This is a genomic window from Streptomyces sp. NPDC003284, assembly GCF_053589675.1.
Map to the genome: position 1 here is coordinate 434,359 of NZ_JBSFSI010000005.1, position 25,365 is coordinate 459,723.

Annotated in this window: 22 protein-coding genes and 1 tRNA gene; 11 read left to right on the plus strand and 12 right to left on the minus strand. The window is 72.1% G+C overall.

Annotation, left to right across the window (positions count from 1 at the left end; translation table 11 throughout):
- Positions 1-36: 36 nt before the first annotated feature.
- Positions 37-1,179: a SchA/CurD-like domain-containing protein gene (locus ACWDYF_RS14320; protein ID WP_018567014.1), complete on the minus strand. Its 1,143-nt coding sequence runs from the start codon at positions 1,177-1,179 to the stop codon at positions 37-39.
- Positions 1,180-1,463: 284 nt separating this feature from the next.
- Here ACWDYF_RS14320 and ACWDYF_RS14325 point away from each other — a divergent pair, with 284 nt between their 5' ends.
- A complete protein-coding gene (locus tag ACWDYF_RS14325; RefSeq protein WP_389463178.1) occupies positions 1,464-3,110 on the plus strand; it encodes an FAD-dependent oxidoreductase in 1,647 nt (548 codons plus the stop codon).
- Positions 3,111-3,174: 64 nt separating this feature from the next.
- Here the strand turns inward: ACWDYF_RS14325 and ACWDYF_RS14330 are convergent.
- Positions 3,175-3,247: transfer RNA gene (locus ACWDYF_RS14330), tRNA-Thr, on the minus strand.
- A gap of 176 nt (positions 3,248-3,423) precedes the next feature.
- Here ACWDYF_RS14330 and ACWDYF_RS14335 point away from each other — a divergent pair.
- The 4 genes from ACWDYF_RS14335 to ACWDYF_RS14350 all read left to right on the plus strand — a co-directional run bounded on the left by ACWDYF_RS14335 (position 3,424) and on the right by ACWDYF_RS14350 (position 7,866).
- A complete protein-coding gene (locus tag ACWDYF_RS14335; protein ID WP_389463181.1) occupies positions 3,424-4,824 on the plus strand; it encodes an RNA-guided endonuclease InsQ/TnpB family protein in 1,401 nt (466 codons plus the stop codon).
- A gap of 356 nt (positions 4,825-5,180) precedes the next feature.
- Positions 5,181-6,317, plus strand: coding sequence for a diacetylchitobiose ABC transporter ATP-binding protein MsiK (msiK, locus tag ACWDYF_RS14340; protein ID WP_381737259.1), 1,137 nt, complete (start codon positions 5,181-5,183; stop codon positions 6,315-6,317).
- A gap of 248 nt (positions 6,318-6,565) precedes the next feature.
- Complete coding sequence (locus tag ACWDYF_RS14345) at positions 6,566-7,015, plus strand: hypothetical protein (protein WP_381737257.1); 450 nt, start codon at positions 6,566-6,568, stop codon at positions 7,013-7,015.
- A 119-nt stretch (positions 7,016-7,134) separates the two neighbouring features.
- On the plus strand, positions 7,135-7,866 hold the full coding sequence (locus ACWDYF_RS14350; RefSeq protein ID WP_018567010.1) for a nucleotidyltransferase family protein: 732 nt from the start codon (positions 7,135-7,137) through the stop codon (positions 7,864-7,866).
- Positions 7,867-7,972: 106 nt separating this feature from the next.
- Here the strand turns inward: ACWDYF_RS14350 and ACWDYF_RS14355 are convergent, their stop codons facing one another.
- The 7 genes from ACWDYF_RS14355 to ACWDYF_RS14385 all read right to left on the minus strand — a co-directional run bounded on the left by ACWDYF_RS14355 (position 7,973) and on the right by ACWDYF_RS14385 (position 15,303).
- Positions 7,973-9,736, minus strand: coding sequence for a DoxX family protein (locus ACWDYF_RS14355; RefSeq protein ID WP_389463186.1), 1,764 nt, complete (start codon positions 9,734-9,736; stop codon positions 7,973-7,975).
- Between the two features lie 174 nt (positions 9,737-9,910).
- Positions 9,911-10,849, minus strand: a complete 939-nt coding sequence (gene rlmB / locus ACWDYF_RS14360; protein WP_389463188.1) for a 23S rRNA (guanosine(2251)-2'-O)-methyltransferase RlmB — start codon at positions 10,847-10,849, stop codon at positions 9,911-9,913.
- Between the two features lie 141 nt (positions 10,850-10,990).
- On the minus strand, positions 10,991-12,391 hold the full coding sequence (cysS, locus tag ACWDYF_RS14365) for a cysteine--tRNA ligase (protein ID WP_381737250.1): 1,401 nt from the start codon (positions 12,389-12,391) through the stop codon (positions 10,991-10,993).
- A gap of 105 nt (positions 12,392-12,496) precedes the next feature.
- Entirely contained in the window at positions 12,497-12,901 is a 405-nt protein-coding gene (locus ACWDYF_RS14370; RefSeq protein WP_018568739.1) for a PPOX class F420-dependent oxidoreductase, read from the minus strand.
- Positions 12,902-12,985: 84 nt separating this feature from the next.
- On the minus strand, positions 12,986-13,459 hold the full coding sequence (ispF, locus tag ACWDYF_RS14375) for a 2-C-methyl-D-erythritol 2,4-cyclodiphosphate synthase (RefSeq protein ID WP_026252673.1): 474 nt from the start codon (positions 13,457-13,459) through the stop codon (positions 12,986-12,988).
- 151 nt (positions 13,460-13,610) lie between these two features.
- Complete coding sequence (ispD, locus tag ACWDYF_RS14380) at positions 13,611-14,375, minus strand: 2-C-methyl-D-erythritol 4-phosphate cytidylyltransferase (RefSeq protein ID WP_389463190.1); 765 nt, start codon at positions 14,373-14,375, stop codon at positions 13,611-13,613.
- A gap of 445 nt (positions 14,376-14,820) precedes the next feature.
- Positions 14,821-15,303: a CarD family transcriptional regulator gene (locus ACWDYF_RS14385; RefSeq protein WP_003953493.1), complete on the minus strand. Its 483-nt coding sequence runs from the start codon at positions 15,301-15,303 to the stop codon at positions 14,821-14,823.
- Between the two features lie 871 nt (positions 15,304-16,174).
- Between ACWDYF_RS14385 and ACWDYF_RS14390 the strand changes: the two genes are divergently transcribed.
- Positions 16,175-16,915: a copper chaperone PCu(A)C gene (locus ACWDYF_RS14390; protein ID WP_389463191.1), complete on the plus strand. Its 741-nt coding sequence runs from the start codon at positions 16,175-16,177 to the stop codon at positions 16,913-16,915.
- Between the two features lie 106 nt (positions 16,916-17,021).
- On the opposite strand, the gene ACWDYF_RS14395 is transcribed toward ACWDYF_RS14390, so the two are convergent.
- Together ACWDYF_RS14395 and ACWDYF_RS14400 are read right to left on the minus strand one after the other, a co-directional pair.
- Positions 17,022-17,702, minus strand: a complete 681-nt coding sequence (locus tag ACWDYF_RS14395) for a response regulator transcription factor (RefSeq protein WP_010358452.1) — start codon at positions 17,700-17,702, stop codon at positions 17,022-17,024.
- Positions 17,699-19,093 (minus strand): sensor histidine kinase, encoded by a 1,395-nt coding sequence (locus ACWDYF_RS14400; RefSeq protein ID WP_389463193.1) that lies wholly within the window; start codon positions 19,091-19,093, stop codon positions 17,699-17,701. The genes ACWDYF_RS14395 and ACWDYF_RS14400 overlap by 4 nt, the downstream gene beginning before the upstream one ends.
- Positions 19,094-19,362: 269 nt before the next feature.
- Between ACWDYF_RS14400 and phoU the strand changes: the two genes are divergently transcribed.
- The 5 genes from phoU to ACWDYF_RS14425 all read left to right on the plus strand — a co-directional run bounded on the left by phoU (position 19,363) and on the right by ACWDYF_RS14425 (position 24,469).
- Positions 19,363-20,052, plus strand: coding sequence for a phosphate signaling complex protein PhoU (gene phoU, locus ACWDYF_RS14405; protein ID WP_018568746.1), 690 nt, complete (start codon positions 19,363-19,365; stop codon positions 20,050-20,052).
- A 213-nt stretch (positions 20,053-20,265) separates the two neighbouring features.
- Entirely contained in the window at positions 20,266-20,424 is a 159-nt protein-coding gene (locus ACWDYF_RS14410; RefSeq protein WP_389463195.1) for a hypothetical protein, read from the plus strand.
- 317 nt (positions 20,425-20,741) lie between these two features.
- The gene (locus ACWDYF_RS14415; protein WP_389463197.1) at positions 20,742-21,257 is read left to right on the plus strand and encodes a lamin tail domain-containing protein; all 516 of its coding nucleotides are present in this window, start codon (positions 20,742-20,744) and stop codon (positions 21,255-21,257) included.
- Between the two features lie 208 nt (positions 21,258-21,465).
- Entirely contained in the window at positions 21,466-23,892 is a 2,427-nt protein-coding gene (locus ACWDYF_RS14420) for an ATP-binding cassette domain-containing protein (protein WP_389463199.1), read from the plus strand.
- Positions 23,893-23,911: 19 nt separating this feature from the next.
- Positions 23,912-24,469 (plus strand): SMI1/KNR4 family protein, encoded by a 558-nt coding sequence (locus ACWDYF_RS14425; protein ID WP_389463201.1) that lies wholly within the window; start codon positions 23,912-23,914, stop codon positions 24,467-24,469.
- Between the two features lie 273 nt (positions 24,470-24,742).
- Here ACWDYF_RS14425 and ACWDYF_RS14430 read toward each other — a convergent pair whose 3' ends face one another.
- Complete coding sequence (locus ACWDYF_RS14430; RefSeq protein WP_451584281.1) at positions 24,743-25,174, minus strand: ATP-binding protein; 432 nt, start codon at positions 25,172-25,174, stop codon at positions 24,743-24,745.
- Between the last annotated feature and the right edge of the window lie 191 nt (positions 25,175-25,365).

The following is a 25,365-nucleotide window of genomic DNA, read 5'->3' on the forward strand; positions in this document are numbered from 1 at the left end:
TCCTCCGGTGGTGTGTACGTCGGCTGAAGGGGGGCGTCAGGCGTCCGGCGCCGAGCGCCGGTCGGTGACGAGGTCCATCCGGGCCAGGGCGAGCAGCCGCGCCAGATCGCCGTCCTTCTTCGCGGCGCCCTCGTCGAGCAGCGTCGTCAGCTCCGACACCTGCGCGGCGTCCGCCAGACCCAGCGCCGCCGCCGGATCCACGTCGAGACCCGCCCGTACGTCGATCAGCCGGACCACCACGTCGTCCCGCTCGAAGACCGTGCTGCGCAGGATCGGGCTGGCCGGGTCGCCCGCCACCCGCTCGTCGTGCTGGGCCAGCAGCTCCGCCAGCCGCATCCCCATCCCCGGCCGCGCCGGGTACGACAGCGCCTGCCGCTGCGCCCCCTCGTCGTCCTGACCGCGCGTCACGTGATGCACCGCCGGGAGGGCCGCCCGGGTGAAGAACACCCGCACCGACTCCTGGTCGGCGAAGTCCCGCTCCTGCTCCAGATACGGGTTGATGGCCTCCTCCACCGCCCGGATCTCCGGCTGCCGCGCCACGTGCCGCAGCGCCGCCAGCAGGTCACCGCGCACCTCGATGGCCCGCACCACCCGGTTGCCGTGCATGAACAGCGACGTACGGCACAGCTTCGTGGTGTCGTCCACCCGCGCCGTGGGCGACTCGTAGTTCGCCAGCAGCTCGGCCACCTTCTTCTCGCTGCCCGGCTTCACCGTGAACGTCAGCGCGTGCCGGATCACCCCGTCACCGATGCGCGGCGACGTCTGCAACCGGCGCTCACCCGCCGCCGCCCGGCCCGCCTCGCCGCCGGTCTCCCGGACGATGTGGAAACGCAGCGACCGCGTGTCACGGATGCAGCTGTGCATCGGCTGCACCATCCGCACGTGCTCCTCGCTGTTCACCCAGGCGAGGAACGGCGGCGCGCTCTCCCACTCGCTGGTGATCAGCCACTGCGAAGGGTTCTCGATCGACTGGCACAGCTGGTCGCTGACATGCCCGGGGACGGACGAGACCTGCTTGCCCATCTCCTCGTACGCCTCCAGGAACTGCTGCTGGGCGCCGTCGTAGACGTCCACCAGCAGGACGACCCGGAGCCGGGAACCGTCGAAGACGGACTGGGAGACACGTTTCGAGTCCTGCTGCTCGGTGGGTTCTGAAACACGCTCAGAGATGGCGGTCATCTGCGTACGTCTCCTTGACGGGGCTGAAGAGGGCTTCGCTCCGCCGACATCCCGCCGCGGGTGACGCGACGTCAGCGTGATCTCGATCCTGTGCCGGTTGTGATCAGTGCGCGACTCGTGTGCACCACGTGGGTGATCACAGGGGTGATTGCCCCCGCGAACGCACGCGGACCGCCCCCGCACCGGGCATGGAGACACCGACGGGCCCCCACCCGCCCGCGCCCCCACGCCCCCGCGCGCCCCCCACGACGCACCCGCGCCCCACCCCGCCCCTGGAGGCACCGATGCACCGAGAAGCCGACCACCGGGTACCCGTCCTCATCGTCGGCGGCTCCCTGGTGGGCCTGTCCACCTCGCTCTTCCTGGGCCGCCTCGGCGTGCCCCACCTGCTCGTCGAACGGCACTCCGGCACCTCCCACCACCCCCGCGGCCGCGGCAACAACGTGCGCACCATGGAGCTGCTCCGCACGGCCGGCGTCGAGGACGCCGTCAAGGACGCCGCCTCCCTGCTCGCCGGCAACCACGGCATCCTCCAGACCCCCACCCTCGTCGGCGACGCCGGGGAATGGCTGTTCAAGCACATCGACCCGGGCGGCGGCATGGCCCGCTTCAGCCCCACCGGCTGGTGCCTGTGCAGCCAGAACGACCTCGAACCCGTCCTCCTCGACAGCGCCCGCGCCCTCGGCGGCGACCTGCGCTACTCCCACGAGATGGAGACCTTCGAGCAGGACGCCGACGGGGTCACCGCCACCGTCCGCGACCGCGCCACCGACGAGCGGTACACCGTCCGCGCCGACTACCTCGTCGCCGCCGACGGCCCCCGCAGCCCCGTCCGCCACCGCCTCGGCATCGGCCGGTCCGGACCCGGCGACCTGTTCGCCAACGTCAGCGTCACCTTCCGCTCCAAACTCCTCGCCGACGTCGTCGGCGACCGCCGCTTCATCTGCTGCTACCTCACCCATCCGGAGGCCGACGGCGCGCTGCTCCCCGTCGACAACAAGGAGCACTGGGTCTTCCACGCCCCCTGGCACCCCGAGCACGGCGAGAGCCTCGACGAGTTCACCGAGGAACGCCTCCAGCGGCACATCCGCCGCGCCATCGGCGCCCCCGACCTGGACGTCGAGATCACCGGCAAGGCGTCCTGGCGCGCCGCCGAACGCGTCGCCGACCGCTACACCGACGGACGCGTCCTGCTCGCCGGCGACTCCGCCCACGAGATGTCACCCACCGGCGCCTTCGGCTCCAACACCGGCATCCAGGACGCCCACAACCTCGCCTGGAAACTCGCCGCCGTCCTCGGCGGCTGGGCGGGCCCCGGCCTCCTGGACACCTACGACTCCGAGCGCCGCCCGGTCGCCACCGCCACCAGCGCCCGCGCCTCCGCCCGCTCCGTCGAGCACAGCCACCCCGGCTTCGCGCCCGCGCCCGGCATCGGCGGCGGCAAGCGCGGCGGCATCCTCAACGTCGTCCTCGGCTACCGCTACCTCCGGGGCGCCGTCGTCGGCGCCGACGACAGCCAGGACGTCGTGCCCGACGCGCTCCGCCTCACCGGCGAGCCCGGCACCCGCGCCCCCCACCTGTGGGTACGGCACGACGGCGCGCGCGTCTCCACCCTCGACCTGTACGAACGCTCCCTGGTCCTGCTCAGCGACGCCCGCTCCACCACCGACTGGCACACCGCGGCCCGCCGCGTCGCGGAGACCACCGGCATCCCCCTGGTCTCCTACCGCTTCGGCACCGACCTCACCCCCGAGGCCCCGCCGGCCCCGGACACCCCCGCCCCCGACTGGGCCGCCGCCCACGGCACCACCCCCGACGGCGCGGTCCTCGTCCGCCCCGACGGCTTCGTCGCCTGGCGCACCCGGACCCCCGCCCCGGACCCGCGGACAACCCTGCGCGAAACCCTGGCAACCCTCCTGCACACCCCCTGACCCACCCGCCCCAGCACACAGAAAAAGGCCAGGTCAGACACTGTCTGACCTGGCCTTTTCGCGGAGCCCCCTGTCGGAATCGAACCGACGACCTGCGACTTACAAGATCGCTGCTCTACCAATTGAGCTAAGGAGGCATCGCGCACTACAACGCCGCGCGCAGAGGGCGGACCCACTGTACACAGAGCGGCTCCCGCGCAGCCACGACCTTCTTCGGCTCGTGCGTTCCGGGAGACCGTCCGTAACTTTCCGAGCATTCGTTCGTTGATCGGTCTGACGTGCTGTTCACGGTGCGGAGTGCGAGGAGGGTGTCATGGGGGACCGGGCGGGGGCACCGACAGCGGTGAAGGGTGAGGAGGCCAGGCGCGTCAAGCGTGAGGCACTGGGCATCGGTGACCGCCGCAAGCGCCAGACCCGTTCGGCGACCCCCGTGCACGGCCATGCCCGGAAGGCGGACATGCGGCACCGCCTCTACCGCTTCCGCTTCTATCCGTCCGAGGAACAGGCCGAGCAGCTGGGCCGGACGTTCGGGGCGTGCCGGTGGGTCTACAACGAGGGGCTGTCGTTGCGGTCGGGGGCCTGGGAGCGGCACCGGGTGAGCATCGGGTTCGCGGAGACGTGCCGGGCGTTGACGGGTTGGCGACGGGCCGCGGAGACGGGGTGGCTGGCCGAGGTGTCCTCGACCGTGCTCCAGCAGTCTCTGCGCCATCTGGATCAGGCGTTCCAGCGGTTCTTCAAGGGGCTGGGGCGGTATCCACGTCGGAAGAGGAAGGGCCGGTCGCCGGACGGAGCGGTGTATGTCCGGACGGGTTTCCGGTGGGTGGAGGATCCGGAGCGACCGGGGACGGGGCTGATCACACTGGCCAAGCAGTCGCGGCCGTTGGACGTCCGCTGGTCGCGGGCGCTTCCTGCGGGGGTGGTGCCGGTGCGGCTGTCGGTGACGCGTGACCGGGCCGGCCGGTATTTCGTGTCGGTGCTCGTGGAGGAGCGGATACCCCCGCTGCCCACGGTTCTCGTGGGGTCTGCGCGGGAGCCGAAGGCGGTCGGGCTGGATCTGGGGCTGGCGTCGCTGGTGACGCTGGACGACGGTACGAAGGTCGCTCACCCGAGGTTGCTGAGGCGGTACGGGGAGAAGCTGGCGAGGGTGCAGCGGGAGCTGCACAGGAAGGTGAGGGGGTCGGGGAACCGGGAGAAGGCCAGACGGCGGATCGCTCGTCTGTACGCGCTCATCGGTGACGTCCGCAGGGACATGCTGGACAAACTGACCACCCGCCTCGTGCGCGAGAACCAAGTGCTCGTGGTGGAGGATCTGTCGGTCCGGACCCTGTCGCGTGCGGCGCGGGGCAAAGGGCGACGGCGGAAGGCGAAGCTGAATCAGGCGATCCTCGATGCGCATTGGGGGGAGCTGGTGCGGCTGCTGCGGTACAAGTGCGAGTGGTACGGGCGGACGCTGGTGATCGTCGACCGCTTCTTCCCGTCGACCCGCCGCTGTTCGGCCTGCCGGGTGAGCGGTCCGGGGCTGGACGTGTCCGTGCGGGGATGGACGTGTCCCGAGTGCGGTGTGGTCCACGACCGAGATGTGAACGCGGCCGTGAATCTGCGGGACGAGGGGATGCGGCTGTACCGGCTGGTGGCGGCCGGGCTGCCGCCGGGGAGGAAGGCGCCGTCGGTGATCAGGGCGTCGGAGCTGGAGGACCGTCCGGCGGCCGCGTGAGGGCGGCTGATGCGGTACGGACCGGCGGGCCGCCGGCCGTCATGCCTGTGGAGCCCGTGTGAGACCGGGCACGTGCGGTTCGTCAGGGCTGTACGTGGTCGGCGGTGGGCGCTGAAGCAGGAAGCCCCGGGCGAGGTCAAAAGTGCGTTGCTCTGCCCGTCGAGAATTTCCGCGAAGTTCACACCCCTTCAAGTACTGACAGACCAGGTGAACGCCAGGTACCGTCCTGTGCCAGTTCACTCTTGTGGACCGCGCGATCACCACAGCGGACGATCCTTCGGGCATCCGTCGTGGCAACCGCCTTCCTACTCGGATCGTCCGGCACGTTCCTGCCGGTAGAAGGGGGCCCATTCACCATGGCCACTGTGCAGTTCGACAAGGCGACCCGGATCTACCCGGGTTCCGAGAAGCCCGCCGTCGACGCTCTGGAGATCGACATCGCGGACGGCGAGTTCCTCGTCCTGGTCGGCCCGTCCGGTTGCGGCAAGTCCACCTCGCTGCGGATGCTCGCGGGCCTGGAGGACGTCAACGGCGGTGCGATCCGCATCGGCGACCGTGACGTCACCCACCTGCCGCCCAAGGACCGGGACATCGCCATGGTGTTCCAGAACTACGCGCTCTACCCGCACATGTCGGTCGCCGACAACATGGGCTTCGCGCTCAAGATCGCCGGTGTGAACAAGGCGGAGATCCGGCAGAAGGTCGAGGAGGCCGCGAAGATCCTCGACCTGAGCGAGTACCTGGACCGCAAGCCGAAGGCGCTCTCCGGTGGTCAGCGCCAGCGTGTGGCGATGGGCCGCGCGATCGTGCGTGAGCCGCAGGTGTTCCTCATGGACGAGCCGCTGTCCAACCTGGACGCCAAGCTCCGTGTGTCCACGCGTACGCAGATCGCCTCGCTCCAGCGCCGCCTGGGCATCACCACCGTCTACGTCACCCACGACCAGGTCGAGGCCATGACGATGGGCGACCGGGTCGCGGTGCTCAAGGACGGCCTGCTCCAGCAGGTGGACTCGCCGCGCAACATGTACGACAAGCCCGCGAACCTGTTCGTCGCCGGCTTCATCGGCTCCCCGGCCATGAACCTGGTCGAGGTGCCGATCACCGACGGCGGCGTGAAGTTCGGCAACAGCGTCGTCCCGGTCAACCGCGACGCGCTCAAGGCCGCCGCCGACAAGGGTGACAAGACCGTCACCGTGGGTGTGCGCCCCGAGCACTTCGACGTGGTCGAGCACAACGGCGGCGCGGCCGCCTCCCTGGCCAAGGACAGCGCCGACGCCCCGGCCGGCCTCGCCGTCTCGGTGAACGTCGTCGAGGAGACCGGCGCCGACGGCTACATCTACGGCACCGTCGAGGTCGACGGCGGGACGAAGGACCTGGTCGTCCGCGTCAGCAGCCGTTCGGTCCCGGAGAAGGGCGCCACCGTGCACGTCGTGCCGCGGGCGGGCGAGACCCACGTGTTCTCCACCTCGACCGGCGAGCGCCTGACGGACTGACCCCCGGCAGCCGGGCGCATGACGCTTACGGCTGAAACCCCGGGAATGATCCGGGTGATTCACCCGAGTTGACGAGAAGGGTCCCGCGAACTGCTGCGGGGCCCTTCTCGCTGTCTCCGGACCACCCTGACACACAGGACATTTCGAGCCGTGTGCGTCAACACGCCACCAGGGAAAGGGCGGTACGCCGTCGCTCGAAGGGGTGACTAAATGTCGCCAAATCATCACCGGGCGCTACCCTCACTCGCGTGAAGCACTCCACCACGCAACCCAAGCGACGCGGCCGGGGCCCCGCCCGCCGGATCGGCCGCTCCCTCGCCCTCGTCCTGCCCGTCGTCCTGGTGCTCTCCGGGACCCTCGCGGTCACCCGAGTCAACTGGTCGGGGAACCCCTCGAACTCGGTGCTCACCGCGTCCGACATGTCCGCGCCCGGGGCCGCCACTCCTCCCCGGGCCCCGCAGGACGTGCTCCGCGACCATCTGCTGACGGAGTTGCAGGAGAAGGACCCGGGCGTCGCGCTCACCCACCTCCAGCAGGCGGTCAACGACCGGCCCTCGCTGGCCGGGCACTGCGCCTCCATCGCCCGCACCCTCGGCCGGGCCGCCGTGCGCATCTACGGCCCCACGCGCGCCCAGGCCTTCTCCCGCCCCGTCTGCGACACCTCCTTCGCCTCCGGGGTCCTCGCGGCCCAGGGCTGAGCCGGGACCGGGTCACCAGCAGAGCCCGGCAGCGTCAGGGCCCGCGCCGGACGGGCGCCGTACAGCGGCGTACCGGTCACCGGCGCGGGCCGCCGCGCGGGGGCACGTAGAGTTCCGGCATGACCCATCCGAATGCGGCGTCCCGCCCCACCCAAGCCGTGGTCCTGGCCGGTGGCCAGGGCTCCCGGCTGCGCCCCTACACCGACGACCGGCCCAAGCCGATGGTCGAGATCCCCGGTACGGGCACTCCGATCATCGGTCACCAGCTCGCCTGGCTGGCCGAGGAGGGCGTCACGGACGTGGTGATCTCCTGCGGGCACCTCGCCGAGGTGCTCCAGGAGTGGCTGGAGTCGGCGGAGCTGCCCGTCCGGGTGACCACGGTCGTCGAGCCGGAACCCCTCGGCCGCGGCGGCGGCCTCAAGTTCGCCGCCGCCCGCCTCCCGCATCCCGAGCGCGCCTGGTACGCCACCAACGGCGACATCTGGACCCGTTTCTCGCTGCGGGACATGGCGGACTTCCACACCGAGCGCGACGCGGTCGCTACCCTCGCGCTGGCCCGGCCGCGCATCCCGTGGGGCGCCGTGCAGACGGACGGCTTCGGGCACATCACGGACTTCATCGAGGCACCGCCGTCGACCTTCGAGATCAACGCGGGCGTCTACGTCTTCTCCCCCGGCTTCACCTCCCTGCTGCCCGAGCGCGGCGACCACGAGCGCAGCACCTTCCCGCGGCTGGCCAGGGAGCTGCGGCTGGCCGGCTTCCCGATCCCGCAGGGCGCCTACTGGCGTGCCATCGACACCGCCAAGGACCTCACGGAGGCCGCCAAGGAGCTGGCCGCGCTGGGCCGGTGACGCCCCGGCAGGACGCCTGCGCCCCTCCCCCGTACGCAGCCGAAGGGCCCCGCACCACGATGGTGCGGGGCCCTTCGGGCCGTCACGGCCGGAGCCAGGACAGGCCCTAGCCGAGCAGACCGCCCACCAGTCCGGGCTGGCCCGTGGAGGAGGAGTTGCCGCCGCCGGAGCCGGAGGGCTGGGTGTCGCCGCCGCCGGAGCCGCCGGATCCGGTGCCGCCGGAGGCCGAGCCGCCGGAGGTCGGGCCCGCGCTGGTGCTGGGCGCCTGCTGGACGGGGGCGGAGTGGCGCGGCGGGACATGGCCGGTGGTGCCCTGGGTCTGGCTGGGCGCGCCGCCGGTGGTGGCTCCGCTGCCGCGGGTGGCGCCCGGGGTGGCCGCGGGGCCGCCGGTCGGCCCGGCGGACGTGCCGCGGTGGCTGGGCGAGGTGGAGGCCGACGGGGAGCCGCTGTGCCCGGTGCCCGCGCCGGTGCCGGGCCTGCTGGGCAGCGGCGAGCCGGGCAGTTCGTTGCGCGGGGACTCGCCGGGGCCGGGCACGACGACCCGGTCGGCGTCGCGGACCGCGCCGCCGAGCAGCGCGCCCACGAGCAGGGTGAGCCCGGCGACGACCACGGTGATCAGGGCGCCGCGGCGCAAGACGTACCGGCGCAGGTCCCACAGGTCGGCGCGGGGGCCGAGGCGGCGCCAGGCGGACGCGGCGAGCCGGCCGTCCACGGAGTAGACGGGGGCACCGGCGATGATCAACGGGGACCAGGCGGCCAGGAAGATGATGTCCGGGGTGTCGTAGACGGCGACGGTGCGCCAGCTGACGGTGACGACGATCGCGGCGGAGAGCAGCGCGCCGACCACCCCGGCGACCCGCTGCCAGCAGCCCAGGACCGTCAGGACGCCGACGATGACCTGGAGGAAGGCGATGGAGAGGCCGGAGCCCACCGGGTGCTGGAGGGCGAACTGGCGCAGCGGCTCGGCGACTTCCCAGGGGTGCAGGGAGGTGAGCCACTTGACCATGGAGCCGCGCTTGCCGCCGTCGAAGTAGAGCGGGTCGCACAGCTTGCCCATGCCGGCATAGAGGGAGACGAACCCGAGGAAGATCCGCAGCGGCAGAAGGACCACGCCGAGGTTCATCCGGCGGCCCGGGTAGTAGGCGTGGCGGGCCGGGTCGTCGCCGTGCCGCCTGCCGCGGCGGCGGGTGCCGGGCGCGGGGGCGTCGCGGGTGGCGTCCTCGTCGTAGCCGTAGGCGCCGGTGTCCGCGGCGAGGCCGCCGCCGGGGTGACCGTAGGGCGGTCCGGCGGCGCCCGCGGCGGGGCGGGTGTCGTACGCGGATTCGCCGTACTGCTCCTCGTAGGCGCTGCCCGCGCTGCGCATCTGCGGGAGCAGCCGGGTCTCGCCGGGCTCCGGGGAGCGCTGGGCGCCGACGACGGGGGTCTCGACGGTGCGGTCGAGGTCGTCGTAGCCGCCGTAGCCGGGGGCGGCGTCGACGCGCGGGATGACCTGGGTGGCTCCGGCGTCGGCGGACGGGTCCTCGGTGTAGCGGACGCTGCCGCTGCGCACGGCCTGGAGCAGCCGGTGGGCGCCGGTGTCGTCGGGGGCGGAGCGGCCGCTCCACACGAGCGGCCGGCGCGGGGCGGCCCGGCCCGCCGCCCCGGCGGCGGGCACGCGCACGGCGGGGTCGGTGACGCTCGGGTGCCGGGCGAGGCGGGGGGACAGGGTGCGCCGCGACGCGGCGCCCAGCTGCACGCGGAAGCTCGCGTGAGTGACGATGACCTGCGCCGGATCGCTCGGCACCTTCACCATGCTCAGCGCGGGAGCGTCGTCGTAGCCCGACGAGCGGTCCCCCGTGGGTGTGCGGGGTGTTCTGGTGTCCACACTCATCTAACCGAGTGATGGGGTGTTAGGACACTGCCTTGACCCGTCGGATCTGTCCGGACCGCGTCAAGCTTGCCCCGAACGGACGGATATGCCCGGCCGGGTGAACACACGCACGCGCGTACGAGAACAGGCCGGGCCGGGTCCGCGTGCGGACCGCGTCCCGGCCGGGCCCCGCGCTCAGGCGCGCCTGCGGGCCGCCTCGTAGAGGACGATCCCGGCCGCGACGCCCGCGTTCAGCGACTCGGCGCCGCCCGGCATCGGGATCCGCACCCGGATGTCGCAGGTCTCGCCGACGAGCCGGGACAGGCCCTTGCCCTCGCTGCCGACGACGATGACGACGGGACCCCCCAGGGCCTCCAGGTCACCGAGTTCGGCCTCGCCGTCGGCGGCCAGGCCGACGACCGTGATGCCCGTCTTCTGGTACGCCTCCAGGGCACGGGTGAGGTTGGTGGCGCGGGCCACCGGCGTCCGGGCGGCGGTACCCGCGGACGTCTTCCAGGCACCGGCGGTCATCCCGGCCGCGCGCCGCTCGGGGACGACCACGCCGTGCCCGGCGAAGGCCGAGACGGAGCGGACGACCGCGCCGAGGTTGCGCGGGTCGGTGACGCCGTCGAGGGCGACGATCAGCGGGTCCTCGCCCGCGTCCGCCGCGGCCTCGGCCAGGTCCTCGGGGTGGGCGTACTCGTACGGCGGGACCTGGAGGACCAGGCCCTGGTGGTTGAGCCCGTTGGTCATGCGGTCCAGCTCGGGGCGGGGCGCCTCCATGAGGTTGAGCCCGCCGCGCTCGGCCGCGAGCTGGAGCGCCTCGCGGACCCGCTCGTCGTTGTCGATGAACTGCTGGACGTACAGCGTGGTCGCGGGCACGCCCTCGCGCAGCGCCTCGACGACCGGGTTGCGGCCGACGACCAGCTCCGAGGCGGAACGGCCGCCGCGGCGCTGCGGCGGGCGGCCCTGGCTGCGGCGCACCTTCGCCTGGGCGGCGCGCTGCTTGACGTGTCCCTTGCGCATCTCGGCGGGGGGCGTGGGGCCCTTGCCCTCCAGGCCGCGGCGCCGCTGGCCGCCGCTGCCGACCTGCGCGCCCTTCTTGCCGGACATGCGGCGGTTGTGAGCGGCCATGACCTACCTGTCTGTCGAAAGCGTCGTGCGTACGCCTGCCGCGTACGTCTCCTACGTCTATGAAGTGTGCCGCCCGGACGGCCGGACGGCACAACGGGGTCCCCGGCGGCCGGCGCGCGGCCGGGCGGACCGGGGCGCGGGTCAGCGCGGGCCGAGGCTCCAGCGCGGGCCCTGCGGGCTGTCCTCGACGACCAGTCCGGACCGGCCGAGCTGGTCGCGCAGGGCGTCGGCGGTGGCCCAGTCCTTGCGGGCGCGGGCCGCCTCGCGCTGGTCGAGGACCATCCGGACCAGGGTGTCCACGACGCCGTGCAGGTCCTCGCCGCTCTCGCCGTCGGCGGCCGCCCAGTGCTCGTCCAGCGGGTCGAGGCCGAGGACGCCGAGCATGGCCCGCACCTCGGCGAGCCGGGCCACCGCGGCCTCCTTGTCGTCCGCGGCGAGCGCGCTGTTGCCCTGCCGGACCGTGGTGTGCACCACGGCCAGGGCCTGCGGGACACCGAGGTCGTCGTCCATCGCCTCGGCGAAGGCGGGCGGCACCTCGGCGGACGGCTCCACCGGGCCCGTCGTCTCCACCACGCGCTGGATGAAGCCCTCGATCCGCGCGAACGCCGACTCGGCCTCGCGCAGGGCCTCCTCGCTGTACTCGATGGTCGAGCGGTAGTGCGGGGTGCCCAGGTAGTAGCGCAGGACGATCGGGCGCCACTGGCGGACCATCTCCGAGACCAGCACGGAATTGCCCAGCGACTTGGACATCTTCTCGCCCGCCATGGTCACCCAGGCGTTGTGCACCCAGTACCGCGCGAATTCGTCGCCGTACGCCTTGGACTGGGCGATCTCGTTCTCGTGGTGCGGGAAGATCAGGTCCAGGCCGCCGCCGTGGATGTCGAAGGCGCTGCCCAGGTACTTGTGCGCCATGGCCGAGCACTCCAGGTGCCAGCCCGGACGGCCCTCGCCCCACGGCGTGGGCCAGGTCGGCTCGCCCGGCTTGGCCGCCTTCCACAGCGCGAAGTCCCGCGGGTCGCGCTTGCCGGTCTCGCTGTCGGCGGCCGGCTGGCGCAGATTGTCCAGCTCCTGCCGGGACAGCTGGAGGTAGCCGGGGAAGGAGCGCACGTCGAAGTAGACGTTCCCGTCGGCCGCGTAGGCGTGGCCGCGGTCGATGAGCGTGCGCATCATCTCGGTCATCTCCGGCACATGGCCGGTGGCGCGGGGCTCGTAGGTGGGCGGCAGGCAGCCCAGCGCGGTGTAACCGTCGTTGAACGCGCGCTCGTTGGCGTACCCGATGGACCACCAGGGGCGGTCCTGCTCCTTCGCCTTGGCGATGATCTTGTCGTCGATGTCCGTGACGTTGCGGATGAACGTCACCTCGTAGCCGCGGTGGGCGAACCAGCGGCGCATGATGTCGAAGTTCAGACCCGACCGGATGTGCCCGATGTGCGGGGCCGCCTGCACGGTGGCACCACACAGGTAGATCGAGACACAACCCGGCTTGAGCGGGGTGAAGTCACGGATCTGCCGGGCGCTGGTGTCGTACAGGCGAATGGTCACCACTCCAGGGTAGTGGGCGAAGGGCAGTGCCTCGCGCCCGTTTCCCGCAAGGTCCGTGCTTTTGTGACCGAGGGGAGCGGTGACCCGGTCCGCGGGGGCGGCCCGTCAGATACCGCCGACGACCTTGCGGGGCCGGATCCGGACGACCAGGCGCTCGGCGTCCTGGGCCGCGGAGGGATTGAACTCCGCGTACTTCTTGCCGGTGTACTTCACCGACAGCTCGTCGATGAGGTCCTGGCCGCCCTCGGTGCTGATCTCGGCGGTGCCGCGGATCTCGGCGTACTCGTACGGCGAGGCGGGGTCCTGGACGACGACGCTGACGCGGGCGTCGCGCCGCATGTTCCGCGCCTTGCGGCGGTCGGCGGTGGTGGAGATGACGACGTCGTCGCCGTCCCGCTTCGCCCAGACCGGCGACAGCTGCGGGCTGCCGTCGGGCTGGACGGTGCCGACGACGACGAAGACGGTGCCGTCGAGGAGGTTCTTGAGACGGGGGGACAGTTCGGCGGACATGGGGCACCCTCCGGGAGGCGGACCTTCGGTCACCACCGGCACTGCGCGGCCGGGCGGTGACTCTCCGGGTACCCTCGCACGCGCTCAGCTCACCCGCACCACGAGCGCCGTGGCCACCGCGGCCAGTCCCTCGCCGCGGCCCGGGAAGCCGAGCCCGTCGGTGGTGGCCCCGGAGACGGAGACCGGGGCTCCGGCCGCCTCGGAGAGGATCCGCTGGGCCTCCGCGCGCCGCTTGCCGATCTTCGGGCGGGGGCCGACGACCTGCACGGCCACGTTCCCGATCCGGAAACCGGCGGCGCGGACGATGCGTGCCGCCTCCGTCAGCAGGGTGACGCCGGACGCGCCCGACCACTCGGGCCGCCCGGTGCCGAAGTGCTGGCCGAGGTCGCCGAGCCCGGCGGCCGAGAACAGCGCGTTGCACGCGGCGTGCGCGACGACGTCCGCGTCGGAGTGCCCGGCCAGGCCCGGTCCCTCGCCCTCCCACTTCAGACCCGCGCACCACAGCTCGCGGCCGTCCTCGAAGGCGTGGATGTCGGTGCCGATGCCGACCTGGGGCAGCGGGGGGAGCGCGCCGTCCGCGCCGTCCGCGGGAGCGGCCGGGGCGGTCGCCGGGGAGGCCGCGCCGGTGTCCGCTCCGGAGTCCGGGGTGGCGGCCGGTGCGGTGTCCGGTGCGGTGTCCGGGAAGCCCGGGGCGATCTCGGGGGTGGTCTCAGAAGCCATCGGTGAGCCTCCTGCGGGCCAGGACCGCCTCGGCGAGCACGAGGTCGAGCGGGCGGGTGACCTTGAAGCCCTCCTCGTGTCCCGGGACGGCCACGACCGGCTCGCCGAGCTGCTCGACCATGCTCGCGTCGTCGGTCACGTCGTCGGTGACCGTCTCGTGGGCCCGCACCAGCGTCGCCCGGTCGAAGCCCTGCGGGGTCTGCACGGCCCGCAGCCGCGAGCGGTCCGGGGTCGCGAGGACCGGTTCGGGCGCGCCCGCCACGGCGGCCGGTTCGACCTCCTTGACGGTGTCCGCGAGCGGCAGCGCCGGTACGACGGCGGCGGCGCCCTCGCGTACGGCCCCGATCACCGCGTCCACCGTCTCCACGGGGACCAGCGGGCGGGCCGCGTCGTGCACGAGGACGACGTCGTGGCCGGGCGGCACCGCGTCGAGCCCGAGCCGGACGGACTCCTGGCGGGACTCGCCGCCGGGCACCACGAGGAAGCGGGTCCGCTCGGGGAGCGCGTGGGCGTCGAGCAGCGAGGTGACCTCGCCCGCGCCGTCGGGCGGAGCGACCACGACGACGAGGGAGACGGCGCGGGAGGCCGCCATGGCGCGCACCGCGTGGACGAGCATCGGGGTGCCGTTCAGCGTGCGCAGCGCCTTGGGGGCACCCGGACCGAGACGCACGCCCCGGCCGGCGGCCGGGATCACGACGGCGACGGGGGCCCCTGGCCGGGCGCCCGCGGGCGAAGGACGCGAATCGTCAGACATCGGTTCCTGTCAGGTTTGTGTTCCGGCCCGGCGTGGGTATGGCCTCACCGTGCCGGGCGCGGCACGGCGGCCGGACCCTTCCGTGACCCCGGCCGAGCCGACTGCATGGGCCCGGCACACAGTATCGGGGGGATCTTCCTCTCGCAGGGCCGTCCGGGTTCCGGGCGGAGCGCGTCGCCGTGGACGGGCGCGATGCGCGCGTGCGGGTCAGCGCGAGACGCGAGTACGGGTCCGGGTGCGGCCCGGAGGCGGACATGACGAAGCCGCAGCGCCCGGCGACCTCGGTCGCCCGATCGGACACTGCGGCATGTCATTGATGCCACTTCACTTCACTGATGCCGCACACCGTGCTGAACCGAACAGTCGCGCAGCCGTGGGCGTCCGCCTGTGTGGGGGTGCCCCGCTCCGGTGATCCGGTTCCGGTCGTCGGTCGGGAAGCCCCGCGTCAGGACGCGAGAACCTCGTCGAGCAGAGCCTCTGCCTTGTCCTCGTTCGTGTTCTCCGCGAGCGCCAGCTCGCTCACCAGGATCTGGCGGGCCTTGGCGAGCATGCGCTTCTCACCGGCGGAGAGACCGCGCTCGCGCTCCCGGCGCCACAGGTCGCGCACGACCTCCGCGACCTTGATGACATCACCGGAGGCGAGCTTCTCCAGGTTTGCCTTGTAACGACGCGACCAGTTCGTGGGCTCCTCGGCGTACGGAGCGCGCAGCACCTCGAAGACCCGGTCCAGCCCGTCCTGACCGACCACATCACGCACGCCGACGAACTCCGCATTGTCCGCTGGCACACGTACCGTCAGGTCACCCTGGGCGACCTTCAGCACCAAGTAGGTCTTGTCCACGCCTTTGATCTGGCGAGTTTCGATAGCCTCGATCAGCGCGGCCCCGTGATGGGGATAGACCACGGTGTCGCCAACCTTGAACGTCATGTGACAGGTACCCCTTCCGTGGCTATCCAGGGTAACACGGATACGGCGTCTTCTGAATGGCGTTTTCGCAGGTCAGGGCATATCTCGGGGCTTGACAACAGCAACCGGAACGTGCTTCGGAAGGGGTGCGCGGGCCGGTGGCGGGCAGGTATGCGCAGGTCGGAGGGGCTCTCCGCACGGGGCGAAACGCGCACGTTACACACTTCCGACCGTCCGTCCAAACGGTCGAACGTCCCGTTTTGTCGGGTTCCAGATGCGCGACTTCCGCTACTCCGTTCGGTGCGGGCGGGGCGCGGGAGGCACGAATCCGGAATTGATCACGGCCGGTGGGCAACGCCCGGCGGGGCCGGTGATCAATTTCGGCCGCGGCCGCGCATTACGGCACCGGAAAATCGCAGGAAGATCGGGTACGGCGGACCGGCGCCGCTAAGACCGCGCGTAAGAGCATGCGTAAGAGAGGCGCTTAGAGGGCGCTAACCACGGGGTAAGCGGGCGGGCGTATGGCGATGTGTATGACGGCCCGTATGACCGCGCCTATGGCTCTTTGGCGCCGCGTATGGCGGTGCGCGTATGGCGGGTGGGTATGGCGGGCGTCACTTATGTGAATGGCGGGCGGCGGCGCGGCCGACACGGAGGGCGGGGCCGGGGGCGGAGGGCGGGCAGGGGCCCGGACGGGGTGTGACGAGGCTCCCTCCGGGTGCCCCCGGCGGCCGTGCGGGAGCGGTGTCCGGGTGCCTCGGGAGGCACAGGGGGCGGGTCGGGTGCGGGGCCGTGGGAACGGCTCGGTAACCTAAGGCCGCTGACAGACGCTTAGGACGGCTTTATAAGGAAGTCGCCCTGTACCGCCCACGTTCAAGGAGTTGCCGCCGCCGTGAGCAGCAGCCTTCGACGCGGCGCCCTCGCCGCCGCCGCCATCGCGTTCTCGATCGCCTCGCTCGCCGCCTGCGGCGCCGGCAACAACGCCCAGACACTTGAGGTCAAGCCGGACAACGCGGCCACCAAGGTCGGGGACATCGAGGTCCAGAACGCGGTGATCATCACGCAGCCCGGTTCCCAGTCCAAGGGTCCGGCCGTCGTCTCGATGACCCTCTTCAACAGCGGCACCACCCCGCAGACGCTGGACGCGATCCGCGTCGACGGCGGCGGCACCGCGCAGATCACCCCGGCCAAGGGCTCGGGCAAGCTGACCGTCCCGGCCCAGGGCTCGGTCGTCGTCGGCGGCAAGGGCAACGCCTCCGCCGCGCTGACCAACCCCGGCCCGGTGGTCAAGGACGGCAACGCGCAGAAGATCACCTTCACCTTCAGCAAGTCCGGTGACGTGAGCCTGCGCGCCTTCGTGGTCCCGGCCACGAGCTACTTCGACAAGTGGGGCCCGAGCAACATCCCGGCAGCGCCGGGCGCCCCGGCCACGGGCACCACGGGCAAGCCGTCGTCCTCGGGGTCCCCGAACTCCTCGAAGAACCCGAAGTCCTCCGAGTCCCCGAAGTCCTCGGACTCCTCGGCCTCCTCGGACTCCTCGGGCAAGGGCGACAAGACCACGGGCTCGGGCTCGGACTCGGACTCGGCCGACGGGTCGGGCGAGGCGGGCACGCCGGGCGGCTCGGCCTCGTAAGGGCAGTACGACGTACGCCGAAGGGCGGCACCCTCTCCGTGAGGGTGCCGCCCTTCGGCGTACCGGCCTGACTGCCGTCTGCGGCCTATGGCCTACGGCCTACGGCCTACGGCTCGAACTTGTAGCCGAGGCCGCGGACCGTCACCAGGTAGCGCGGGGCGCCCGGGTCCGGCTCGATCTTGGCGCGCAGCCGCTTGACGTGCACGTCGAGCGTCTTGGTGTCGCCCACGTAGTCGGCGCCCCAGACCCGGTCGATGAGCTGCATCCGGGTCAGCACCCGGCCGGCGTTGCGCAGCAGCATCTCCAGCAGGTCGAACTCCTTGAGCGGCAGGTCGACCTTGGAGCCGGAGACGGTGACGACGTGCCGGTCCACGTCCATGCGGACCGGGCCCGCCTCCAGGGCCGCCGGGGTGACCTCCTCCGGCTCGCCGCGCCGGCGCAGCACCGCGCGGATCCGGGCGACCAGCTCCCGGGAGGAGAAGGGCTTGGTCACGTAGTCGTCGGCCCCTATCTCCAGGCCGACGACCTTGTCGATCTCGCTGTCCTTGGCGGTCACCATGATCACCGGGACGTTGGAGCGGCCGCGCAGCTGGCGGCACACCTCCGTGCCGGGCAGCCCCGGCAGCATCAGGTCGAGGAGGACGAGGTCGGCGCCGTTGCGCTCGAACTCGTCGAGCCCGTCGGGCCCGGTGGCCGCCACGGCGACCTCGAAGCCCTCTTTGCGGAGCATGTACGACAGGGCGTCGGAGAAGGACTCCTCGTCCTCGACGACGAGCACTCGGGTCACGGAAGGACCTCCGGGGCGGGAAGCGGTTCGTACGGTGATGTCTGGGACGACGACGCCTGCGTCCGCGATGACGGAGGCGCCGGGGATGAGGCCGGGGACGAGGTGGTGCCGGTACCGGTCCGGAACCCGGGACGGGGCTCGGGCTCGGACGCGAGGTCGGTGCCGGGGCCGTCTTCGGGCCCGGTCTCCTCGTCGAGGTCGGGGTGCTGGTGCGCGCGGTCCCGGTCGCGGGCCTCACGGGCCGCTGCCGCCTCGGGCAGCCGCAGGGTGAAGGTGGAGCCCTGTCCCTCGGCGCTCCACACGGTGACCTCCCCGCCGTGCGAGGCGACCACGTGCTTCACGATGGCGAGGCCGAGGCCGGTACCGCCGGTGGCACGCGAGCGGGCCGGGTCCACACGGTAGAAACGCTCGAAGATGCGCTCCTTGTCCTTGTCGGAGATGCCGATGCCCTGGTCGGTGACGGCGATCTCGATGAGGTCCCCGCCCGGCACGGTGATCCGGCGGGCGGCGATGCCCACGCGGGTGCGGGCCGGGGAGTAGTTGACGGCGTTCTCGACGAGGTTGCCGAGCGCCGCGGCGAGCTGGCCGCGGTTGCCCCAGACCCTGAGGTCGCCGGTCCCCCCGGTGGCCATGGTGATCTGCTTGGTGCCGGCCTGGTGGCGGCACCGGTCGATGGCCTCGGCGACGAGTTCGTCGACACGCACCGGCTCGGCGTCCTCCAGCGGGTCGTCGTTCTGCACCCGGGAGAGGTCGATCAGCTCCTGCACCAGGTTGGTCAGCCGGGTCGCCTCGATCTGCATGCGTCCGGCGAAGCGCTCCACCGCCTCGGGGTCGTCCGAGGCGTCCATGACGGCCTCGGAGAGCAGGGAGAGAGCGCCGACGGGTGTCTTCAGCTCATGGCTGACGTTCGCCACGAAGTCACGCCGTACGGCTTCGATCCGGCGCGCCTCGGTGAGGTCCTCGACGAGCAGCAGCACCAGCCGCGAGCCCAGCGGCGCGACGCGCGCGGAGACCGCCAGGGCCTCGCCGCGTCCGGTGCCGCGTCGCGGCAGGTCCAGCTCGACCTGCCGTATCTCCCCGTCCCGGCGGGTGTCCCGGGCCATCTGGAGCATGGGCTCCACGGCGAGCTTGCCGCCGCGGACCAGCCCGAGGGCGTACGCGGCGGAGCTGGCCTTGACGACGGCGTCGGCCTCGTCGAGGACGACGGCGGAGGAGCGCAGCACGGAGAGGACCGTGTCCACACCGGGCGGCAGCACCGCGTCGGTGTGCAGCGAGGTACGCGTCGGACGCTTCTGCTCCCGTTCACTGAAGCGGAACGCCAGCACGGCGATGACGCCGGTGAGCACTCCGGCGATCGCTGATGCTGCGGCGACCGCCGCGTTCACGTCCATGCGACCAGGTTAGGCATGGCGGACGACGTGCCCCCACCCGTCCGGGTGCGACCTCGAACACTCGTCGCCCAGAGTTCACCTTGGAGCCAGCGACGGTTCACTTGAGGTGACGGAAACGGACGCGTACGGGCCGGACCGTGGGAGCGTGGGGTTCGCACCGCCGGTCGTCACACGGGACGGGCCGGGCGCCGTCGGCCGGACGCCGGCGGCGGACCGCCGCCCCTGCACCCCCTGCAAACCCCGACGAACACGCACGAGAGGGAACGAAGATGCGGGACGCGTACCACGAGGAACTGGACTCGATCGGCGACGGACTGGTGGAGATGGCCCGGCTGGTCGGGTCGGCCATCGGACGCGCCACGACCGCCATCCTCGACGCCGATCTGAAGCTGGCCGAGAGCGTGATCGAGGCCGACCAGAAGGTCGACGAGCTCCAGCACGACCTGGAGGCTCGGGCCATAGCCCTGCTGGCCCGGCAGCAGCCGGTGGCGACGGATCTGCGGATCGTCGTCACCTCGCTGCGGATGTCGGCGGACCTGGAGCGCTCGGGCGACCTGGCCCAGCACGTGGCCAAGCTGGCCCGGCTGCGCTTCCCGGAGCGCGGGGTCCCCCAGGACCTGCACGCCACCATCCTGGAGATGGGCCAGCTCGCCCAGCGCCTGATGGCGAAGGCCGCCGAGGTGATCGTCACCAAGGACGTCGACCTGGCCCTCCAGCTGGAGCAGGACGACGACGAGATGGACCTGCTGCACCGCACACTCTTCCAGCACCTGATCGACGACCGCTGGAAGCACGGCATCGAGACGGCCGTGGACGTCACCCTGCTCGGCCGCTACTACGAGCGGTACGCCGACCACGCGGTGGCGGTGGCCAAGCGGGTGGTCTACCTGGTCACGGGCGAGCACGCCGACGAGCTCCAGCAGGACGTCACGTCGGTGCCGAAGGTCGACGGGGCCTAAGGAGCGGCGGGGCGGACCTGAGGGGCGCCGGGGACGGCGGGTTACGGCCGGGACAGCAGGCGCGGCAGGGGCAGCAGGTACGGCCGGGGCAGCGGCAGCATGGGGAAACGGCCGGACGGGGTGCCGCGGCGGGAACGAGCCACCGTGCGCCGTTGATGCGCCCAGCGCAGCGGGCATGGAATGGGCGAAGGCACCAGCCTGAAGGAGGGACCCATGTCCGAATCCCCCAGCATCGCGCCCGACCCGGCCCGGAGCCGCGAGACCGAGCAGCCCGTCGCCGAGCCACGGAGCCTCCCGCTCCTCGCCGCCTGCGGCTGCGGCTCGGGCTGCGGCTGCGGCTGCCAGTCGGGCGGCCCCTGCCAGTGCGGCTGACAGGACACACGGCGCGGGGCCCCGGCGGAGGACGCCGGGGCCCCGCGCCTTGGATCTGTTGACTTCGGATCTGTTACTCACTTTGGAGTGACGCCCTCCGGCGCGGACCGGCCGGAGGGGCCCCGCGCCGCAGGCAGCCCACCGGCACGAGCCCTCCGCCACCTGCTTGGGCGCTACAGCCGAGAGTCACAGAAACGTGGCCAATCGGTAACAGGGTGCGCGTATCACGTCGATCTCCCCGCAAACCGGACAAGGGTGTGGGCCGCGCGGCCACCCAGCCGCCGTACCGCCCCACCTCGCACCAGCAGGGAGAACCTGTGTCCGTGTCCGTCTCCGCTCCCCTCTCCTCGACCGCCCGCCGGCTGACCGCGACCGCCGTGGCGGCCGGGGCCCTGCTCGCGGTGGCCGCGCTGCCCGCCGCCGCGGCCGACCACCCCGCGCACACGCACCGCCAGGGCGTGGTGATCAGCGACGTCCACCTCGCCGACCCGCACCAGACCCGGGGCCACCGCTCCGAGCGGGTGCTGAACACGGAGTGGGTGGAGATCACCAACAACACCCGCCGCGACGTCAACCTCGACGGGTGGACCCTGTCCGACCAGCACGGACACACCTACACGTTCCGCCACTACCGCCTCGACGGCCGCGCCACGGTCCGTGTCCACACCGGTTACGGCCACGACACCCGCCGCGACCTCTACCAGGACCGCCGCACCTCGGTCTGGGACCGCCGCGACACCGCGACCCTCCGCAACGACCACCGGCGCTCCGTCGACTCCCTCAGCTGGGACGACACCCACCGCGGCCCCCGCCCCGGCCACCACCACCGCTGACCGGCGGTCCCGGCCCCCTGCTCACGGCGTACCGCGGGCAGGGGGCTCTCGTATGTCCGGTGTCCGGGGCCCGCGGCGGGGCGGCCTCCCGAACCGATCCGGAATCGAGAAGCGCGCCCGCCGGGGCCGCGGCTACGGTGACGACGGAGCCGCGGCGAGGGACGCGGGTGCAGGCACGGCGCACAGAGAAGGAACAGAGGGAGACGCGATGAGCAGCACGGTCACGAGGACGGACGACGGCGGCACCGGTGACCGTAGGCCCACATCTCCCGCATCATCCGCACCGCACACCGCGGACCGGCACGATCTGATCCGGGTGCACGGCGCGCGCGAGAACAACCTCAAGGACGTGAGCGTCGAGATCCCCAAGCGACGGCTGACGGTGTTCACCGGGGTGTCCGGCTCGGGCAAGAGCAGCCTGGTGTTCGGCACGATCGCCGCCGAGTCGCAGCGGCTGATCAACGAGACGTACAGCACCTTCGTCCAGGGCTTCATGCCGTCCCTGGCCCGGCCCGAGGTCGACGTACTCGACGGGCTGACCACCGCGATCGTCGTCGACCAGCAGCGGATGGGCGCCGACCCGCGCTCCACGGTCGGCACCGCCACCGACGCCAACGCGATGCTGCGCATCCTCTTCAGCAGGCTCGCGCGCCCGCACCTCGGCTCCCCGAAGGCGTACTCCTTCAACGTCGCCTCGATCAGCGGCGCGGGCGCGGTCACCGTCCAGCGCGGCGGGCAGACCGTGAAGGAGCGCCGCAGCTTCAGCATCACCGGCGGGATGTGCCCGCGCTGCGAGGGCCGGGGCACGGTCTCCGACCTGGACCCCGCCCAGCTCTACGACGAGACGAAGTCGCTCTCCGAGGGCGCGCTCAGCGTCCCCGGCTACAAGGCGGGCGGCTGGAACCACCGGCTCTACAGCGAGTCCGGCCTCTACGACCCGGACAAGCCGATCCGCGACTTCACCGCGGCCGAGCTGCACGACTTCCTGCACCGCGAGCCGACCAGGATGAAGATCGCGGGCATCAACATGACGTACGAGGGCCTGATCCCGCGGATCCGCAAGTCGATGCTGGCCAAGGACCGGGAGGGGATGCAGCCGCACATCCGGGAGTTCGTGGACCGTGCGGTCGCCTTCACCGCCTGCCCCGAGTGCGCGGGCACCCGGCTCAGCGAGGCGGCCCGCGCCTCGCGGATCGGGGAGGTGAGCATCGCGGACGCGTGCGCCATGCAGATCAGCGACCTCGCGGACTGGGTGCGCGGCCTGGACGAGCCGACGGTGGCGCCGCTGCTGACCGCGCTCCAGGGCACCCTGGACTCGTTCGTGGAGATCGGCCTCGGCTACCTCTCCCTGGACCGCCCGGCGGGCACGCTCTCCGGCGGCGAGGCGCAGCGCGTCAAGATGATCCGCCACCTGGGCTCCTCGCTCACCGATGTCACGTACGTCTTCGACGAGCCCACCACCGGGCTGCACCCGCACGACATCCAGCGCATGAACAACCTGCTGCTGCGGCTGCGCGACAAGGGCAACACGGTGCTGGTCGTCGAGCACAAGCCGGAGGTCATCGCGATCGCCGACCATGTCGTGGACCTCGGTCCCGGCGCGGGCACGGCGGGCGGGGCGGTCTGCTTCGAGGGCACGGTGGAGGGGCTGCGCTCCGCCGGGACCGTCACCGGGCGCCACCTGGACGACCGGGCCGCCCTGAAGAAGAGCGTGCGCGAGCCCACCGGCACCCTCCCGGTCCGCGGCGCGAGCGCGCACAACCTGCGCGACGTCGACGTGGACGTGCCGCTCGGGGTGCTCTGCGTGGTCACCGGGGTCGCGGGATCCGGCAAGAGCTCACTGGTGCACGGTTCGATCCCGGCCGGGGCAGGTGTGATCTCCGTCGACCAGAGCCCGATCCGCGGCTCGCGGCGCAGCAACCCGGCGACGTACACCGGACTCCTGGACCCGATCCGCAAGGCGTTCGCCAAGGCCAACGGCGTCAAGCCCGCCCTGTTCAGCGCGAATTCGGAGGGCGCCTGCCCCACCTGCAAGGGCGCCGGCGTCATCTACACCGACCTCGCCGTGATGGCCCAGGTCGCCACCGTCTGCGAGGAGTGCGAGGGCAAGCGGTTCGAGGCGTCCGTCCTCGACCACCACCTCGGCGGCCGCGACATCAGCGAGGTGCTGGCCATGCCGGTCGAGGAGGCCGAGCAGTTCTTCGCCACGGGCGAGGCCCGCACCCCGGCCGCGCACCGCGTCCTCCGGCGCATGTCCGACGTCGGCCTCGGCTACCTCACCCTCGGCCAGCCCCTCACCACCCTCTCCGGCGGCGAACGCCAGCGCCTCAAGCTCGCCACCCACATGGCCGACAAGGGCGGCGTCTACGTCCTCGACGAACCGACCGCCGGCCTCCACCTCGCCGACGTCGCCCAGCTCCTCGCCCTCCTCGACCGCCTCGTCGACTCCGGCAAGTCCGTCATCGTCGTCGAACACCACCAGGCCGTCATGGCCCATGCCGACTGGCTCATCGACCTCGGCCCCGGCGCCGGCCACGACGGCGGCCGAGTGGTCTTCGAGGGAACCCCGGCAGAACTGGTGGCCGCGCGGTCGACGGTGACGGGGGAACATCTGGCGGAGTATGTGGGGGCCTGAGCGGTCCGGAGGGGGCGGCATGAACGACGCCGAGAGGAGAGGTGACGGCGAACTCATCGCCGCCATCCGCGACTTCGCCCAGGCGAACGAACTGCCGCCGCCCGCACCGACCGAGGCGGCCGAGGAACTCGAAGCGGCTCTCGGGCACCCCATGCCGCCGCTCCTGCGCAGGCTCTACTGCGAGGTGGCCAACGGCGGCTTCGGCGTCGACGGCAGCGTGGTCTCCCTCAGCGACGCCGGCTGGTACTTCAGCGACGAGGCGTCCCTCCTAGACATCTACCGCCTCCGTTCGACGCCGACGCCGACGCCGATGTCCGCGGACCATTTCCCCCTGCCCCTCCACATCGTCCCCCTTGCGACCCTGGGCTGCGCGATCTGGTGGTACGTCGATCTCCGCAGCCCCGAAGGCCAGATGTGGGGCTGGGACCCCCACACCCTCTGCGAGCGGCACCGCCTGTTCAAGGAACGCTTCACCCTCGCCGAATGGCTGACCGACTGGCTGTCGGGCAACCGCACCTTCCCCCGGCCCCCCGACCACCCCGACTGCCTGGACTGCCCCAGCCTCCGCAGCCACTGAACAAACGGTTTCCGAGGGTTCCGGGGGTTCCAGCTCCGCAAGAAATGACTGCATCCCCAATCTGCCAGGGGGCGGTCCGGAGCCTGCCCGGGACCCAACCGACGTTCGGGCTCAGCCGATGACCAAGCAGTGACCTGCCAGCGCCGACCGCGTACCGCTCATTTCCTCGCCTCGTCGGAAGCGGCCGCGTCGGGGGCCAAGGAGATCGTCCGGAGTACGACTGTCACTCTCGGCCAAGCATTCGCACCAGTTGCCGCGGCGCGGCAATGCCGGTCATGGCAGCAGGCCCTCGGAATGAGCAGGCTGGGGTGCTGGCTCCTGAGGATGGACGGACGCGTGGAGTTCGGCGGTGACCGTGCGGCCGGTATCGTCGCCTCGGGTCTGGAGCCGGTCGGCGAGTGCGGCGACCATGCCCAGCCCTCGGCCATGGGTGGAATCGGGAGTTGGGTGCTGGACCCGGGGGCTGGTGTCGGACGTTCCGAGGTCGGTGACCTCGATGACGACGGCCAGCGGGGAGACGGTGAGCGTCACGTGGAAGGTGCTGCCGCCGCTGGCGGTATGTACGACGGCGTTGGTCCCGAGTTCGGTCACGATCAGCGCGGCGTCATCGGAGCAAGGGTGGCCGTCCAGCATTGCGTGCGTCCACTGACGGGCGGCACGGAGCTCTCCGGGGTCGCCGAGGAAGCTGCGTCGGTGGGTGGGCATGGCGTCCTCCATGGGCGGTGACCTGCTGTTCTCCTGGACGACGGCCCGCCGGCCAGCATGGAGCAGGTAAGCCGTAGAATCAGTACTGGCACCGTACTAAAAGTACGGGTCGCTGGAATGCGGATCCGTACTTTTCGTACGGGTGCCGGGGCACATAGCGTCGCCCTGGAGCTTGTTGCCGATGTGGACGC

Coding starts and splice junctions, on each gene's coding strand:
- ACWDYF_RS14320 (WP_018567014.1), bottom strand. CDS start 1,179: ATGACCGCCATCTCTGAGCGTGTTTCAGAACCCACCGAGCAGCAGGAC.
- ACWDYF_RS14325 (WP_389463178.1), top strand. CDS start 1,464: ATGCACCGAGAAGCCGACCACCGGGTACCCGTCCTCATCGTCGGCGGC.
- ACWDYF_RS14335 (WP_389463181.1), top strand. CDS start 3,424: ATGGGGGACCGGGCGGGGGCACCGACAGCGGTGAAGGGTGAGGAGGCC.
- msiK (WP_381737259.1), top strand. CDS start 5,181: ATGGCCACTGTGCAGTTCGACAAGGCGACCCGGATCTACCCGGGTTCC.
- ACWDYF_RS14350 (WP_018567010.1), top strand. CDS start 7,135: ATGACCCATCCGAATGCGGCGTCCCGCCCCACCCAAGCCGTGGTCCTG.
- ACWDYF_RS14355 (WP_389463186.1), bottom strand. CDS start 9,736: ATGAGTGTGGACACCAGAACACCCCGCACACCCACGGGGGACCGCTCG.
- rlmB (WP_389463188.1), bottom strand. CDS start 10,849: ATGGCCGCTCACAACCGCCGCATGTCCGGCAAGAAGGGCGCGCAGGTC.
- ACWDYF_RS14370 (WP_018568739.1), bottom strand. CDS start 12,901: ATGTCCGCCGAACTGTCCCCCCGTCTCAAGAACCTCCTCGACGGCACC.
- ispD (WP_389463190.1), bottom strand. CDS start 14,375: ATGTCTGACGATTCGCGTCCTTCGCCCGCGGGCGCCCGGCCAGGGGCC.
- ACWDYF_RS14385 (WP_003953493.1), bottom strand. CDS start 15,303: ATGACGTTCAAGGTTGGCGACACCGTGGTCTATCCCCATCACGGGGCC.
- ACWDYF_RS14400 (WP_389463193.1), bottom strand. CDS start 19,093: ATGGACGTGAACGCGGCGGTCGCCGCAGCATCAGCGATCGCCGGAGTG.
- phoU (WP_018568746.1), top strand. CDS start 19,363: ATGCGGGACGCGTACCACGAGGAACTGGACTCGATCGGCGACGGACTG.
- ACWDYF_RS14410 (WP_389463195.1), top strand. CDS start 20,266: ATGTCCGAATCCCCCAGCATCGCGCCCGACCCGGCCCGGAGCCGCGAG.
- ACWDYF_RS14420 (WP_389463199.1), top strand. CDS start 21,466: ATGAGCAGCACGGTCACGAGGACGGACGACGGCGGCACCGGTGACCGT.
- ACWDYF_RS14425 (WP_389463201.1), top strand. CDS start 23,912: ATGAACGACGCCGAGAGGAGAGGTGACGGCGAACTCATCGCCGCCATC.
- ACWDYF_RS14430 (WP_451584281.1), bottom strand. CDS start 25,174: ATGCCCACCCACCGACGCAGCTTCCTCGGCGACCCCGGAGAGCTCCGT.